The sequence below is a fragment of the Brevundimonas sp. genome (assembly GCF_013912065.1).
Lineage (GTDB): Bacteria > Pseudomonadota > Alphaproteobacteria > Caulobacterales > Caulobacteraceae > Brevundimonas.
In genome coordinates, this window is record NZ_JACESA010000003.1 from 19312 (window position 1) to 32803 (window position 13492).

14 protein-coding genes are annotated in these 13492 nt (G+C 67.7%); 3 read left to right on the forward strand and 11 right to left on the reverse strand.

Annotated features, from left to right (window positions below):
* Nucleotides 1-7: 7 nt before the first annotated feature.
* A complete protein-coding gene (trxB, locus tag H2037_RS03370) occupies nucleotides 8-1015 on the reverse strand; it encodes a thioredoxin-disulfide reductase (RefSeq protein ID WP_292117707.1) in 1008 nt (335 codons plus the stop codon).
* A gap of 69 nt (nucleotides 1016-1084) precedes the next feature.
* Here trxB and H2037_RS03375 point away from each other — a divergent pair, with 69 nt between their 5' ends.
* Nucleotides 1085-1363, forward strand: coding sequence for a hypothetical protein (locus tag H2037_RS03375; RefSeq protein ID WP_292117710.1), 279 nt, complete (start codon nucleotides 1085-1087; stop codon nucleotides 1361-1363).
* On the opposite strand, the gene H2037_RS03380 is transcribed toward H2037_RS03375, so the two are convergent.
* The 4 genes from H2037_RS03380 to H2037_RS03395 form a co-directional block, all read right to left on the reverse strand.
* A complete protein-coding gene (locus H2037_RS03380; protein ID WP_292117713.1) occupies nucleotides 1360-2352 on the reverse strand; it encodes a mitochondrial fission ELM1 family protein in 993 nt (330 codons plus the stop codon). The genes H2037_RS03375 and H2037_RS03380 overlap by 4 nt on opposite strands.
* A gap of 5 nt (nucleotides 2353-2357) precedes the next feature.
* Nucleotides 2358-2831 (reverse strand): transcription elongation factor GreA, encoded by a 474-nt coding sequence (gene greA, locus H2037_RS03385; RefSeq protein WP_292117715.1) that lies wholly within the window; start codon nucleotides 2829-2831, stop codon nucleotides 2358-2360.
* Between the two features lie 146 nt (nucleotides 2832-2977).
* A complete protein-coding gene (locus tag H2037_RS03390; protein ID WP_292117718.1) occupies nucleotides 2978-3178 on the reverse strand; it encodes a hypothetical protein in 201 nt (66 codons plus the stop codon).
* 53 nt (nucleotides 3179-3231) lie between these two features.
* On the reverse strand, nucleotides 3232-3897 hold the full coding sequence (locus tag H2037_RS03395; RefSeq protein ID WP_292117720.1) for a glutathione S-transferase: 666 nt from the start codon (nucleotides 3895-3897) through the stop codon (nucleotides 3232-3234).
* Between the two features lie 158 nt (nucleotides 3898-4055).
* Here H2037_RS03395 and H2037_RS03400 point away from each other — a divergent pair, with 158 nt between their 5' ends.
* Nucleotides 4056-5348, forward strand: a complete 1293-nt coding sequence (locus H2037_RS03400) for a cation:dicarboxylase symporter family transporter (RefSeq protein ID WP_292117722.1) — start codon at nucleotides 4056-4058, stop codon at nucleotides 5346-5348.
* Here the strand turns inward: H2037_RS03400 and H2037_RS03405 are convergent.
* The 5 genes from H2037_RS03405 to H2037_RS03425 all read right to left on the reverse strand — a co-directional run bounded on the left by H2037_RS03405 (nucleotide 5345) and on the right by H2037_RS03425 (nucleotide 11839).
* Nucleotides 5345-6676, reverse strand: a complete 1332-nt coding sequence (locus tag H2037_RS03405) for an amidohydrolase (protein ID WP_292117723.1) — start codon at nucleotides 6674-6676, stop codon at nucleotides 5345-5347. The genes H2037_RS03400 and H2037_RS03405 overlap by 4 nt on opposite strands.
* Before the next feature lie 61 nt (nucleotides 6677-6737).
* Nucleotides 6738-7277, reverse strand: a complete 540-nt coding sequence (locus tag H2037_RS03410) for a hypothetical protein (RefSeq protein WP_292117724.1) — start codon at nucleotides 7275-7277, stop codon at nucleotides 6738-6740.
* 94 nt (nucleotides 7278-7371) lie between these two features.
* Nucleotides 7372-10671 carry a carbamoyl-phosphate synthase large subunit gene (gene carB / locus H2037_RS03415; protein WP_292117727.1) on the reverse strand — a complete coding sequence of 1100 codons (3300 nt, stop codon included), beginning with the start codon at nucleotides 10669-10671 and terminating at the stop codon, nucleotides 7372-7374.
* 25 nt (nucleotides 10672-10696) lie between these two features.
* The gene (locus H2037_RS03420) at nucleotides 10697-11011 is read right to left on the reverse strand and encodes a hypothetical protein (protein ID WP_292117730.1); all 315 of its coding nucleotides are present in this window, start codon (nucleotides 11009-11011) and stop codon (nucleotides 10697-10699) included.
* Nucleotides 11012-11137: 126 nt separating this feature from the next.
* The gene (locus H2037_RS03425) at nucleotides 11138-11839 is read right to left on the reverse strand and encodes an HAD family hydrolase (protein ID WP_292117732.1); all 702 of its coding nucleotides are present in this window, start codon (nucleotides 11837-11839) and stop codon (nucleotides 11138-11140) included.
* Nucleotides 11840-12015: 176 nt separating this feature from the next.
* Between H2037_RS03425 and H2037_RS03430 the strand changes: the two genes are divergently transcribed.
* A complete protein-coding gene (locus H2037_RS03430) occupies nucleotides 12016-13293 on the forward strand; it encodes a S41 family peptidase (RefSeq protein ID WP_292117735.1) in 1278 nt (425 codons plus the stop codon).
* 7 nt (nucleotides 13294-13300) lie between these two features.
* Here the strand turns inward: H2037_RS03430 and H2037_RS03435 are convergent, their stop codons facing one another.
* A complete protein-coding gene (locus H2037_RS03435) occupies nucleotides 13301-13483 on the reverse strand; it encodes a YbdD/YjiX family protein (protein ID WP_292118191.1) in 183 nt (60 codons plus the stop codon).
* Between the last annotated feature and the right edge of the window lie 9 nt (nucleotides 13484-13492).

The window sequence follows — 13492 nt, forward strand, 5'->3', positions numbered from 1 at the left end:
CAGAGGCTCACCAGACCCCGATCTTCTCGGCTTCCTTGTGGCTGATCGGGCGGTTGGCCTTGGCATGGTCCTCTTCGGCCAGGAAACGGCTGGCTTCCAGCGCGGCCATACAGCCCATGCCGGCGGCGGTGACGGCCTGACGATAGACGTCGTCGGTCACGTCCCCGGCGGCCCAGACGCCCTCAATGGCGGTCGAGGCCGTGCCCGGCTTGACCCGCAGATAGCCGCCGGAGTTGACCTCCAACTGTCCCTTGAACAGTTCCGACGACGGGGCGTGGCCGATGGCGATGAAGACGCCGTCCGCAGGAATCTCCGTCGTCGAGCCGTCTTTGACATTCTTCAGGCGCACGCCGGTGACGTTGCGGGCCATGCCGTCCACCACGCCGACGATCTCTTCGATGGCGACGTTCCAGATCACTTCGACCTTGGGATTGGCGAACAGGCGGTCCTGCAGAATCTTTTCGGCGCGGAACTCGTCCTTGCGGTGGATGATCGTGACCTTGGCGGCGAAATTGGTCAGGAACAGCGCTTCTTCGACGGCGGTGTTGCCGCCGCCGACGACGACGACGTTCTTGCCGCGATAGAAGAAGCCGTCGCAGGTCGCGCACGCCGAGACGCCGAAGCCCTGGTAGGCGGCCTCGGATTCAAGACCCAGCCATTTGGCCTGGGCGCCGGTCGAGATGATGACGGTCTCGGCCAGAATCTCGTCGCCGCCGTCCAGCTTCAGCTTGAACGGGCGTTGCGACAGGTCGGCGGAGACGACGATGTCATGGATCACTTCTGTTCCAACGTGCACGGCCTGGGCCTGCATCTGCTCCATCAGCCAAGGCCCCTGGATGGTCTCGGCGAAGCCGGGATAGTTCTCGACGTCGGTGGTGATGGTCAGCTGGCCGCCGGGCTGCAGGCCGGCGATGACGACGGGGTTCAGCGAGGCGCGGGCGGCGTAGATGGCGGCGGTCCAGCCGGCGGGGCCGGAACCGATGATGGCGACGCGGACGGTACGAGCTTGGGTCATGCGCCTATTTAGGGGCTGATTCCCGTTTGCGCGATGTTAGTCTCGCCTTGGGAGCAAAGGGAGACGGGGATGAGCGAGAACAAGTCGGCTTTTTTGCCGATCTGCATAGGCGCGGGGATTTCGATGGGTGTGGCGCTGGGCCTGGCCATGGACAATCTGGTCCTGGGCATCTCTCTGGGCGTGGCCATCGGCGCCGGCCTGGGCGTGTCTCTGAGCAGCGAGAAAGCCAGGTCAAAGAAGGACGACGGGTCAGATGGCGGCGGCCCAGTGGTCCCGGACGGGGATACCCGTGATCAGGGCGGTCCCGGCGGAAACTCCGACGGCGGCGGAGACGGGGGAGGCGACTAACGCGCCGTCATAGCCTCCAGCACCGCGCGAGCGGCGCGCTCGGTTTCGGCCAGCGGGGCATAGGTCCAGCTTTCCAAGGCTCCGTCGAAGGGGCGCGTCGCGCCGCGTTCGCTCAGGTCGTCGTGCAGACGGGTGAACTTGTCGCCGGACTTCAGCGGGACCATGGGCAGGACGTAGACCGGCTTCCCGGTCGAGGCGGCCTCGGCGGCCATGTTGGCGCTGTCTTCCGTGACCAGGACCTGGTCGGCGAAGTGCAGGAAGCCGAACAGGGGGTTGTCGCCGCTCCCGTCCCAGATCCAGCCGGGCAGGTCCGACAGGCGCGCGATCATGACGGCCTTGGCCGCCTCGGGCGTGCGACGCGAGAAGGTCAGCATCAGCGATCCGCCGGATGTCTGCACGGCGGCGGCGATCCGGTCGGCCAGATCGGCGGCGTGGGCCTCGGTCAGGTCGAAAGCCTTCGACTTGCCCCCGACCAGGACGGCGACACGGGGATGGGGCAGAGGATCGATCCGGGCCGCGAAGGCCGACGCGGCTTCGGCGACGCGATCTGGCGTGATGCGGTGAGGCGAGCCGGTGATCTCGAAGACGTTGTCGCCCGACAGGCCGTCATGGGCCGGGGCGACGATCATGTCGTAGCGGTGGTTGGCCCAGCGCGGGTCTTGAGTCTGGACGACGAAGGTCTTGCCGTCGCTCCAGGATTTGACGCGGGTCGAAAGGGGAAGAGTGGCGCGGCCGGCGGCGATCCACAGGTCAGGCCAGGGCGCGGTCAGGCGCGCAGAAGCCAGCATCGCCGGCGTCTTCAACGCCGACGGCAGGCGGTCGAACACCGGCCGCCAGCGGACATGTCGGATCGTGATCTCGGCCGGAGTCAGGCGTTGAACGGCCTCGGCGAGGCCCAGCGCCTGGTTCTCGATCCCGGCGCGGCCGTCGGAGACGACCCAGATGGAGAGGGGGTCAGAAAAGCGGGGACGAGCGTTCGCCCCCGCCATCGGACTTATTTCCACTCGACCTTGAGGATCTCGTACGCCTTCACCCCACCGGGGGTGTTGACCTCGACCACGTCGCCGACCTCTTTCGAGATCATGGCGCGGGCGATCGGCGAGGCGATGGAGACCTTGCCCTTCTTCACATCGGCTTCGTGTTCACCGACGATCTGGTAGCGGCTCTCGTCCTCGGTGTCCTCGTCCACGACCGTGACCGTGGCGCCGAACTTGACCTGGCTGCCCGACAGTTTCGACACGTCGATGACCTGGGCGCGGCTGATCTTGTCCTCGATCTCGGCGATCTGGCCTTCGATCCAGCCCTGACGCTCCTTGGCGGCGTGGTATTCGGCGTTTTCGGACAGATCGCCATGTTCGCGGGCCTCGGAGATGGCCGCGATGACGCTCGGCCGTTCGACCGACTTCAATTGCTTCAGTTGATCGTCGAGGACGCGATAGCCCTCGGCCGTCATCGGCACTTTTTCCATTGGTGTCGTGATTTTTCTGGTTCGCCCGGAGACTGGAAAGACGCGAAATAGGCACACAAAAGGCCGCGGGGCGGGCGCGGCCGGGCATCAATACTAGGCGTTATCGCTCGAGATTTCAAGCGCCCGGCCGCGATGCATGGCGAAGCTCAGGCGCGGGCGGGCGGCTTGGCCTTGGAATCCCGACGCAGGACGCCCTTGATCAAGCTGTAGGCCAGCCAGCCCACGGCGGCCAGGCCCGCCAGCATGAACAGGGTCGACAGGACGGCCGCGCCGGCGGCCATGAAGGCCAGGACGAAGGCCACGGCCGCCGTCAGACCGGCCACGATCTGAATGGTTCTAAACTGCATGAGGCCTTAACGGCCATGGGCGCGCGAGGTTGCCTCCAAACTCGCGATCGCCGTCAGGCGTAGCTGTAGGGCCCGCCCCGCTGCAGGGCCCGCTGATAGGCGGGGCGGTCATGGATACGGTGTAGGAAGGCGTTCAGGCGGGGCTTGGTGGAGGCGTCGAAGGCGCGATCGGCCCCGGCCTCGACCGGGAAGCTCATCATGATGTCCGCCGCCGTGAAATCATCCCCGGCGAACCATTCCGACCGGCCCAGTTCGTCTTCCCAGAAACCGATGTGAGCGCGCAGTTGCGGCTCGACGAAACCGGCCAGGGCCTTGGCGGCGACGCTTTTGACCAGGGGTTTCAGCAGGGCCGGGGCGCGGCGCGGCAGCATGGAGAACACCAGTTTCAGCAGCAGCGGCGGCATGGCCGAGCCTTCGGCGTAGTGGAGCCAGTAGGTGAAACGGCGGCCGTCCTCGGTTCCGGCCGCGGGGCGCAGCCGACCCTGGCCGTAGGTGTCCAGCAGATAGTCGACGATGGCCCCGGTCTCGGCCACCTTGACGGCGCCGTCCTCGATAACAGGCGATTTGCCCAGCGGGTGGACCGCGACGAGCGCCGGCGGGGCCAGACGGCTGGCGGGATCACGCTCGTAGCGGATCACCTCGTATTCCAGGCCCAGTTCTTCCAGCAGCCACAGCACCCGCTGGGAACGGCTGTCGTTCAGATGGTGGACCTTGATCATGAGGCGGCTCCGTTCGACCAGCCGTGACTATTCCGCGCCGCCGCAGCGGAAGTCCAGACCCATAGGGACGTCCGCCCTGGCCTGCGGCGACATCCGCTGATGACCGGCTGCAGAAGGTTTGACGCGCGCGATGGTCAAAGCGATGCTAGCCGTGGGTGATGAGCAGATTCCGACTTCCCGCCTTTTTCACCTCCCTCAGCTTCGTCGTCGTTTCGGCCCTGGTCGCGGGCGTGGTCGTCGGCGCCCTGGCCCAGGGCGCGGACGCGCCGTGGCTGACCGGCTCTCTGGGCGTGGTCGAGAGCCTGGGCCAGGTCTGGTTGAACGCGCTACGGATGACCGTCATCCCCCTGGTGTTCAGCCTGTTGGTGACGGGGATCGTCTCCATCGCGGATGCGGCCGCAACCGGGCGGATCGCGGCGCGGTCGCTGATGGTGTTCGGCCTGCTGCTGGTCGGGGCGACCCTCTATGCGATCCTGGCGGGACTGGGTCTTCTGGCGCTGTGGCCGATCAGTCCGGAGGCGGGGCAGGCCCTTCTGGCGGGCGTGCCCGCGGACGTGGCCGCAACCGTCGGCGAGGCGGCGCGGACCGACGGTCTGCGCGCCTTCCTGGCCAGCCTGGCGCCGTCCAATCTGATCCGGGCGGCGGCCGACGACGGGGTGCTGGCGGTGGTGGTGTTCGCGGTCGCCTTCGGTTTCGCCGCGACCCGGATCAGGACCGAACTGCGCCGGCCGCTGGCGGGCTTTTTCGAGGCGGTGGCCGAGACCATGGTGGTGATCGTCCACTGGGTGCTGCTGGCCGCGCCGTTCGGGGTCTTCGCCCTGGCGCTGGGGGTCGGCTTGCGCGCCGGACTGGGCGTGGCGGGCACCCTGGCCCATTATGTCGCCATCGTCTGCCTGAGCCAGATCGGCCTGATCCTGATCATCTATGTCGTGGCGGTCGTCTGGGGTCGGATATCCCTGCCCAGCTTCGCCCGCGCCGTGGCGCCGGCCCAGGTGGTGGCGGTCTCGACCCAGTCCTCCCTGGCCAGCCTGCCGGTGATGATCGAACGGGCCCGCGACTGGCTGGGCGTGCCCCAGGCCTCGGCCGGGCTGGTCCTGCCGCTGGCGGTGGCGGTGTTCCGCATCACCAGCCCGGTCGCCAATCTGGCGGTCTGTCTCTATGTGGCCCAGCTGAACGGGATCGAACTGGGCCTCGGCGCCCTGGTCGCGGGCGGGCTGACAGCCATCGCCGTCTCCATCGCCTCGGTCGGCCTGCCGGGCCAGGTCAGCTTCTTCGCCGCCATCGGCCCCATCTGCCTGGCCATGGGCCTGCCGCTGGGGGTGCTGCCGCTGTTGCTGGCGGTCGAGGTCATTCCCGACATCTTCCGCACCGTCGGAAACGTCACCGCCGACCTGGCGGCGACGCGGATCGTTCAGGGACGAGACACGGTGGAGCCGGCCGAGCCCGCCTAGTTCGTCTTCGGCATCAGGCCTTCGGCGGCGGCGACCGAGGCTTCGACCCCCAGGGTGACGGCGGGTTCGGGGGTGATCTTGAACAGGGGCGAATGGTGGCCGGCGGCGGTCTCCACCTCGGCCTCGGGCGTGCCGCCGACGTTGAAATAGACCCCTTTCACGCCCGTCTCGGGCTGGACGAAATTGGCGAAATCTTCGGCGCCCATGCCCGAACGGGGGGTGTCGCGCAGCACCTGCGGGCCGAAGGTTGCGGCGAAGATGTCTCGCACTCGCTGGGCGGTCTCGGCGTCGTTGATGGTCGGCGGCGTCGTCTGGACAGAGGAGCGGACGACGATCGGCAGCCGGTCTTGGGGCACGTTCAGGGCCAGGGCGGTGTTGCGCGCGACCCGGTCTATGCCGTCCAGCAGTTTGGTTCGGACCTCGGGACTGTCGGCGCGGACTGTCAGCTGAAGTTCGACCTCTTCGGGAATGATGTTGTGCTTGACGCCCCCGTGGATCGAACCGACCGTGACCACGGCGCCCTCCAGGGGATTGACCTCGCGGCTGCGCAGGGTCTGCAACGAGACCACGATCTGGGAGGCGACGAGCACGGGATCGACGCCCATATGGGGCGATGCGCCATGGGCCCCGACGCCGCGAACGGTGATGTCCACGCTGTCCGAGCTGGAATAGGCGATGCCCAGCGGCGCCTCGATCTGACCGGTCGGCGTGTCGGCCGAGACGTGGAAGGCCAGGGCGTAGTCGGGCTTGGGGAAGCGGGTGTAGAGGCCGTCCTGGATCATGGCGCGCGCGCCGAATATCCGCTCTTCCGCCGGCTGGCCGATCAGGACCAGGGTCCCGGACCAGTTGGCCTTGCGCGCCATCATCTGGCGGGCCGTCCCGACCAGAGCGGTGATGTGAACATCATGGCCGCAGGCATGCATCACAGGCTTCTCCACCCCGTCGGAGTCCATCTGGCGCGCCGTGGAGGCGTTGGCGAGGCCCGAACGTTCCTCCAGCGGCAGACCGTCCATGTCGGCGCGGATCATGACGGTGGGGCCGGCGCCGTTCTTCAACACGGCGACCACGCCCGTGCCGCCGACCCCGGTGGTGACGTCGTAGCCGAGCGCCGTCAGTTCGCGGGCGAGGCGCGCCGAGGTCTGGGTCTCTTGCCCCGACAGTTCGGGATTGCGGTGGAACCAGTCGAATAGCTCGGCGAGGTTGGCGTCGTAGTCGGCCTTCACCGCCGCCTTCAGTTCAGGGGCCTGGGTCTGGGTCTGGGCCTGCGCAGCGCCTGCGCCGGATGCCAGCAACACCGCCATGCTCGCCATTAGTATAGCGCGTTTCATATCGACCCCCGATGTCCCTGCGACGACCTTAAACCGCGAACGTCGTGTGGCAAGGGGGGCGTCAGCCTCGGGCAACGACGAACTGGTCGGCCGCGACGATGGCGGTGACGGCGACGGTGGAGACCAGATAGGTCATGAGATTGGTCTTCCAGCCCAGGCGCAGGCGTCGGCTCGCGATGACGGTCAAGATCAGCAACACGCCCACCATGATCAACGGCAAGGCGTAGAGGCCCAGCCCCAGCGCCAGGCTGATCCTGGCCTCGTCGTTCGGATTGATCAGGCTGATCACCGCCGCCATGAACCGCATGAACAGGGCGAAGAACAGGACGCCGTAGGCGGTCAAGCTGTCGCGGGTGAGGATCAGCACAAAGGCGATCAATCCGCCGGCCAGCGTGACCAGGGGGCCGGCGGCCGCGATCATGAGGTCGTGCTCGCGCGGCACGGCGCCGACCGGCGCGCTGCTGTTCAGCGTAACTGTCATCTCGTGCCCGAGCGCGACGCCGGCCAGCCAGTGCGCGCCTTCGTGCACAACGAAGGTCGCGGCGGCGATGAGCAGCAGCAGGGCGTAGAAGCCAGGTCCGACGCGTCGCGATCCAGTCATGACCCATCCCCCTCGTCGATATCGACGACGAAGAGGATCATGAGGCCGCGGGACGCGTCCAGTTAAGCTTTGCTCATGATCCCCGGAGCGTGGGTCAGGCGTAGTCCTGGATCGGTCGGACATCCAGGTCGCCGGCCTTGATGGCGCCGATGGCCTGGGCGGCGGCGAGGGCGCCGGCGGTGGTGGTGTAGTAGGGGATCTTCATCATCAGGGCGGTGCGGCGCAGGGAGAAGCTGTCCTGCAGCGACTGTTTGCCCGAGGTGGTGTTGAAGACCAACTGGACCTCGCCGTTCTTCATGGCGTCGACGATGTGGGGGCGGCCCTCCAGCACCTTCTTGACCAGACCGACCTCGATCCCCTGGGTCGCCAGATAGTCGCGGGTGCCGCCGGTGGCGATGATGGAGAAGCCTTCGGACAGCAGGGTCTGAACCGCCGCGACGATGAAGGGCTTGTCGTCCTCCTTGACCGAGACGAAGGCGCAGCCGGCCGTCGGCAGGGTGGTGCCGCCGCCGATCTGGGACTTGGCGAAGGCGCGGGCGAAGGCGGGGGCCATGTCGGCCTCGCCCTCACGTTTCCAGTCCAGGCCCATGACCTCGCCGGTCGAACGCATTTCCGGGCCCAGGATGGTGTCGACCCCGGCGAAGCGGGCGAAGGGGAAGACGGCTTCCTTGACCGCGATATGGTCGTAGGGCTTGTCGGTCAGGCCGAAGGATTTCAGCGGCACGCCGGCCATGACCTTGGCCGCGATCGAGGCGATCGGCTGGCCGATGGTCTTGGCCACGAAGGGCGCCGTGCGGGACGCGCGCGGGTTGACCTCCAGCACGAAGATTCTGGGCGAATCGCCGTGCGGTTCTTCGATGGCGAACTGGACGTTCATCAGGCCGCGCACCTTCAGGGCCTTGGCCATTTCGGTGGTCTGGCGCTTCAGCTCGGCCACCGTCTCGGCCGACAGGGACCAGGGCGGCATGGAGCAGGCGCTGTCGCCCGAGTGGACGCCGGCCTCTTCGATATGTTCCAGCACCCCGGCGACGAAGACCGTCTCGTCGTCGCACAGGGCGTCCACGTCCACCTCGGTGGCGCGGTTCAGATAGTGGTCGATCAGGACGGGGTCCGAGCCCGAGACGCGCATGGCCTCGTGGACATAGCGGTCCAGCTGCTCGCGGTCGTGGACGATCATCATGCCGCGGCCGCCCAGGACATAGGAGGGGCGCAGCACGACGGGATAGCCGACCTCTTCGGCCTTTTGCGCGGCTTCTTCGGCCGAACGGGCCAGGCCGTTGGGCGGCTGTTTCAGGCCGATGGCCTCCAGCATCTGCTGGAAGCGCTCGCGGTCCTCGGCCAGGTCGATGGAGTCGACGCTGGTGCCCAGGACGGGGATGTCATCCTCTTGCAGGGCGTGGGCCAGCTTCAGCGGGGTCTGGCCGCCGAACTGAACGACGCAGCCGATCAGGTCGCCGTTGGACCGTTCGACCTCGATCAGCTCCAGCACGTCCTCGGCCGTCAGCGGCTCGAAATACAGGCGGTCGGAGGTGTCGTAGTCGGTCGAGACGGTCTCGGGGTTGCAGTTGACCATGATCGACTCGACGCCGATGTCGTCGAAGGCGAAGGCCGCGTGGCAGCAGCAGTAGTCGAACTCGATCCCCTGGCCGATCCGGTTCGGACCGCCGCCCAGGATGATGGCCTTCTTCTTGTCCGACGGCGCGGATTCGCACTCGGGGACCTGGCCCAGGGCGCCGGTCTCATAGGTCGAATACATATAGGCGGTGGCCGACGCGAACTCGGCCGCGCAGGTGTCGATGCGCTTGAAGACGGGGCGGACGTTCAGACTGCGACGGGCGGCGCGGACGGCCTTTTCGGTCGCGCCGGTCAGCTGGGCCAGGCGGGCGTCGGCGAAGCCCTTGGCCTTCAGACGGCGGAACTCGACCGGGTCGGTCGGCAGCCCCTTGACGCGGACATGGCCTTCCTCGCGCACGATGTCGGCGATCTGGCGCAGGAACCAGGGCTCATACGAACAGGCGGCGTTGACCTCTTCCACCGTCAGGCCGTGGCGGAAGGCCTGGGCGATGACGCGGATGCGGTCGGGGGTGGGGATGCCCAGGGCGCGGACCACAGCGGCGCGGGCGGCGCCGGCGTCCTCGACATCGGCCACGCCTTCGATCTCGATCTCGTCGAAGCCGGACAGGCCGGTCTCAAGCCCGCGCAGGGCCTTCTGCATCGATTCCTGGAAGGTGCGGCCGATGGCCATGACCTCGCCCACCGACTTCATCGAGGTGCCCAGCAGGGGCTCCGAACCCGGATATTTCTCGAAGGCGAAGCGCGGGATCTTGGTGACGACATAGTCGATCGACGGCTCGAAACTGGCCGGCGTGACCTGGGTGATGTCGTTCTGCAGTTCGTCCAGAGTGTAGCCGACGGCCAGGCGTGCCGCGACCTTGGCGATGGGGAAGCCGGTGGCCTTGGACGCCAGGGCGGAAGAGCGCGACACGCGCGGGTTCATTTCGATCACCACCATCCGGCCGTCGGCGGGGTTGATGGCCCACTGGACGTTCGATCCGCCCGTCTCGACCCCGATCTCGCGCAGGACGTTGATCGAGCCCGTGCGCATCCGCTGATATTCTTTATCCGTCAGCGTCAGGGCGGGGGCGACGGTGATGCTGTCGCCCGTATGGACGCCCATCGGGTCGATGTTCTCGATCGAGCAGATGATGATGCAGTTGTCCGCCGTGTCGCGGACGACCTCCATCTCGTATTCCTTCCAGCCCAGCACCGATTCCTCGATCAGGACCTCGGTCGTCGGCGACAGGTCGAGGCCGCGCAGGACGATCTCCTCGAACTCCTCGCGATTGAAGGCGATGCCGCCGCCGGTGCCGGCCAGGGTGAAGCTGGGGCGGACGACGGCGGGCAGGCCGACGAACTCCAGCCCGTCCAGCGCTTCCTCCATCGAATGGGCGGCCTTGGAGCGGGGGCTTTCCAGGCCCAGCTTGTCCATGGCGTCACGGAATTTCTGGCGATCCTCGGCCTTGTCGATGACATCGGCTTTCGCCCCGATCATCTCGACGCCGTATTTCTTCAGCGCGCCGGAGGCGTCCAGGGCCAGGGCCGTGTTCAGCGCCGTCTGGCCGCCCATGGTGGGCAGAAGCGCGTCGGGGCGTTCCTTGGCGATGATCTTCTCGACCATCTCGGGCGTGATCGGCTCGATATAGGTGGCGTCGGCCACCTCCGGGTCGGTCATGATGGTGGCGGGGTTCGAGTTGACCAGGATGACCCGGTACCCTTCCGCCTTCAGCGCCTTGCAAGCCTGGACGCCGGAATAGTCGAACTCGCACGCCTGGCCGATGACGATCGGGCCGGCGCCGATGATGAGGATGGACTGAATGTCTGTGCGCTTGGGCATCGCCAGCTCTTCTTCTTATTGAACGCTAATGGGTCACGACCGCGCAGTCCCAGCCGTCATAGTCCAGCTGGAAGGCCGCGGCCCAGGTCTGCATCATGGCGGAGGTCGCCGCGAAGGACGCCTCGTCCACCGCCATGGTGGTCTCGAGTGTGGTGGAATCGTCGGCGCCGCCGGTCAGGAAGCCGGCGCGCCGCGCGACCTCGTTCAGATCGCCGTGGTCGCCTTCGCCATAGAAGAAGAATCGCGTGTGCCGCGGGGTCACGCCGCTGTCGCCCTGTTCGGCCAGCGCCGCGCGCACCATGGCGTCGCGTTCGTCATGACTGATGTCCGAGGCGTCCAAGGGGCGACGGCTTCCTTCGTTCTTTGCGCGCGCGAGATATCCCCGCACGGCTCGGCCATGCGGTGTTCGCGTCGGGTTGTCGGTTAAGCGGCCCGTTTAGAGAGGGAGGGGCGGGGGGGCAAGACCTTATGCGTCGGCCATAGCCGCGATCCAGTCCGGCAGTTCGCCGATCCGGGACAGCGATACGTAGCGGGGCTCGTTGACCGGGGCGTCGGCCAGTTCGTGGGCCCAGGTGACGTGATAGGGGATGTGCACGCCGAAGGCGCCGGCGGCGATGGCCGGAAGCACGTCGGACTTCATCGAATTGCCGGCCATGACGGCCTCGTTCGGTCCGGTGCCGTGGCGGGCGAAGACGCGGTCGTAGGTGGCGCGGTCCTTTTCCGAGACGATCTCGACGGCGCTGAAGCGTTCGCCCAGGCCGGAGGCGGCCAGCTTGCGCTCCTGGTCCAGCAGGTCGCCCTTGGTGATCAGGATCAGGCGATAGGTCTCGGCCAGTTCGGCGACGACCTCGTTCACGCCGGGCAGGGTCTCGACCGGGTGGGCCAGCATCTCGCGCCCGGCGGCCAGGATCTCGCGCACCACCTCGGGCGGCGCGCCGCCGTCGCACAGCTCCATCGCCGTCTCGATCATCGACAGGGTGAACCCCTTCACCCCATAGCCGTAGAGACGCAGGTTGCGCTGTTCCGTCTCGGCCAGACGCGCCTCGATGGTCGCGGCGTCGCCGTGGTCGTCCAGCAGGTCGACGAACCGGGCGTGGGTCAGACGGAAGATCGTCTCGTTGTGCCAGAGGGTGTCGTCGGCATCGAGGCCGACCGTGGTGATGGGCATGGGCGCGGTCCGCAGGATTTCGCAGCGGCTCTTGGCCCGCGCGTGCGGCGAACGCAAGGCGGCGGAGACCGCGCGCGACTCTTCGTGATTTGCACGACGAGCGGGGTTCGGCCAAGGATCGCCGGATGTTCGTTCGTCGGTTTCTGAGTGTTTCCAGTGTTTTGTCGTTAAGCTTGATGCTGACGACCGGGTCGGCCTGGGGGACGCCCCAGGAAGCGACCGGCGCGCGTTTGTCCGACGTGGTGCAGATGGCCCCCGCCCGTGAACCGTCGCGTGACCGGGCGCGGATGAACCAGAAGGTGTTCGACAAGGTCTGGAGCGAGGTCCGGCGCGGCTACTACGATCCCAACCTGCATGGGGTGGATTGGGATGCGGCGCGCCAGCGGTTCCGCCCCCAGGCCCTGGCGGCGGGGGACGACCGCACCCTGTACAGGGTCGTAAACGCGATGCTCGAACTGCTGGACGACGGTCACGCCGGGGCCAGTCCGCCGGCTGCGGTGCGTCGCCAGGACGCTCAGTACGAGCGGAGGGCCGTCATGGGCATGACCCTGATGCGGGGCGAGGATCCCGACCTGTGGACCGTGGAGCGTGTGCGCGAGGGATCGCCGGCCCAGGCGGCGGGGGTGCAACTGGGCTGGACCCTGGACAGCGTCGACGGCCGCCCGTGGGGACCGGACGTCGAGGTGCGGGATGGCGAGCCGGTGCATCTGGTGTTGACGGACGAAACGGGCGGACGGCGCGAGACCATTCTGACGCCCCGACTGATGGACGGGCCGGAGCCGTTCACGGCGGACAAGACGCGACCCGGCGTGCTGGTGCTGACGGTAGAGCAGTTCGACGCGGGCCTGGGGCGCTGGATCGGCAGTGAACTGGACGGCCTGCCGCCTGAGATCGACGTGATCCTGGACCTGCGGGCCAATCCCGGCGGTCGACTGTTGGAGGCCGAGTCGGTGCTGACCTGTTTCCTGCCGCGCGACCAGGTCTGGGCGACGCAGACGGGACGGACCGGACGCCCGGTGACGCTGACGGCCTCCGGCGACTGCGGAGATCGCGACGCTCCGGTGGTCAATGACGTCGCCGTTCTGGTGGACCGGGGCAGCCGCAGCGCCGCCGAACTGACGCCTGCGGCCCTGCAGGAGGCGGGGCGGGGCATAGTGGTAGGCGAAAAGACCATCGGCTCGGTTCTGATCGCCCAGGAGACCGACCTGCCCGACGGCGGAAAGCTGACGCTGAGCCGGGCCGATTTCGTCACCGCGCGAGGCGTGCGGCTGGAGAAACACGGCGTCACCCCGGACGTCGAGGCCCCCCGCACCGTGGCCCAGCGCCGCGCGGGCGACGACCCGACGCTGGAGGCGGCCGTCGCCGCGCTTCAGGCGCGGGATGCGGCCCAGGCTCAGGCTCAGGCTCAGGCTCAGGCTCAGGCTCAGGCTCAGAACCAGTCCGCCGGCCTCTAGGCTCGAGCTAGCAGCATTTGAAGGCGCCGGAACCGCCGAAGCGGCGCTGCTCGTGCAGGCGGAAGAAGGCGATCTTGTCCAGCGGCGGCTGATCCGGATGGGTCGTCGCCGCATGGGCGACATAGGCGTCGTAGTCCGGTTGACCGATCATGGCCCCCGCCGTCCGCCGGACGCCGCGACCCCACCGCAGGGCGGCGTC

Bases quoted from the DNA above. Each gene is read 5' to 3' on its own strand.
- trxB (WP_292117707.1), bottom strand. From the start codon at position 1,015: ATGACCCAAGCTCGTACCGTCCGCGTCGCCATCATCGGTTCCGGCCCC.
- H2037_RS03375 (WP_292117710.1), top strand. From the start codon at position 1,085: ATGAGCGAGAACAAGTCGGCTTTTTTGCCGATCTGCATAGGCGCGGGG.
- H2037_RS03380 (WP_292117713.1), bottom strand. From the start codon at position 2,352: ATGGCGGGGGCGAACGCTCGTCCCCGCTTTTCTGACCCCCTCTCCATC.
- greA (WP_292117715.1), bottom strand. From the start codon at position 2,831: ATGGAAAAAGTGCCGATGACGGCCGAGGGCTATCGCGTCCTCGACGAT.
- H2037_RS03390 (WP_292117718.1), bottom strand. From the start codon at position 3,178: ATGCAGTTTAGAACCATTCAGATCGTGGCCGGTCTGACGGCGGCCGTG.
- H2037_RS03395 (WP_292117720.1), bottom strand. From the start codon at position 3,897: ATGATCAAGGTCCACCATCTGAACGACAGCCGTTCCCAGCGGGTGCTG.
- H2037_RS03400 (WP_292117722.1), top strand. From the start codon at position 4,056: ATGAGCAGATTCCGACTTCCCGCCTTTTTCACCTCCCTCAGCTTCGTC.
- H2037_RS03405 (WP_292117723.1), bottom strand. From the start codon at position 6,676: ATGAAACGCGCTATACTAATGGCGAGCATGGCGGTGTTGCTGGCATCC.
- H2037_RS03410 (WP_292117724.1), bottom strand. From the start codon at position 7,277: ATGACTGGATCGCGACGCGTCGGACCTGGCTTCTACGCCCTGCTGCTG.
- carB (WP_292117727.1), bottom strand. From the start codon at position 10,671: ATGCCCAAGCGCACAGACATTCAGTCCATCCTCATCATCGGCGCCGGC.
- H2037_RS03425 (WP_292117732.1), bottom strand. From the start codon at position 11,839: ATGCCCATCACCACGGTCGGCCTCGATGCCGACGACACCCTCTGGCAC.
- H2037_RS03430 (WP_292117735.1), top strand. From the start codon at position 12,016: ATGCTGACGACCGGGTCGGCCTGGGGGACGCCCCAGGAAGCGACCGGC.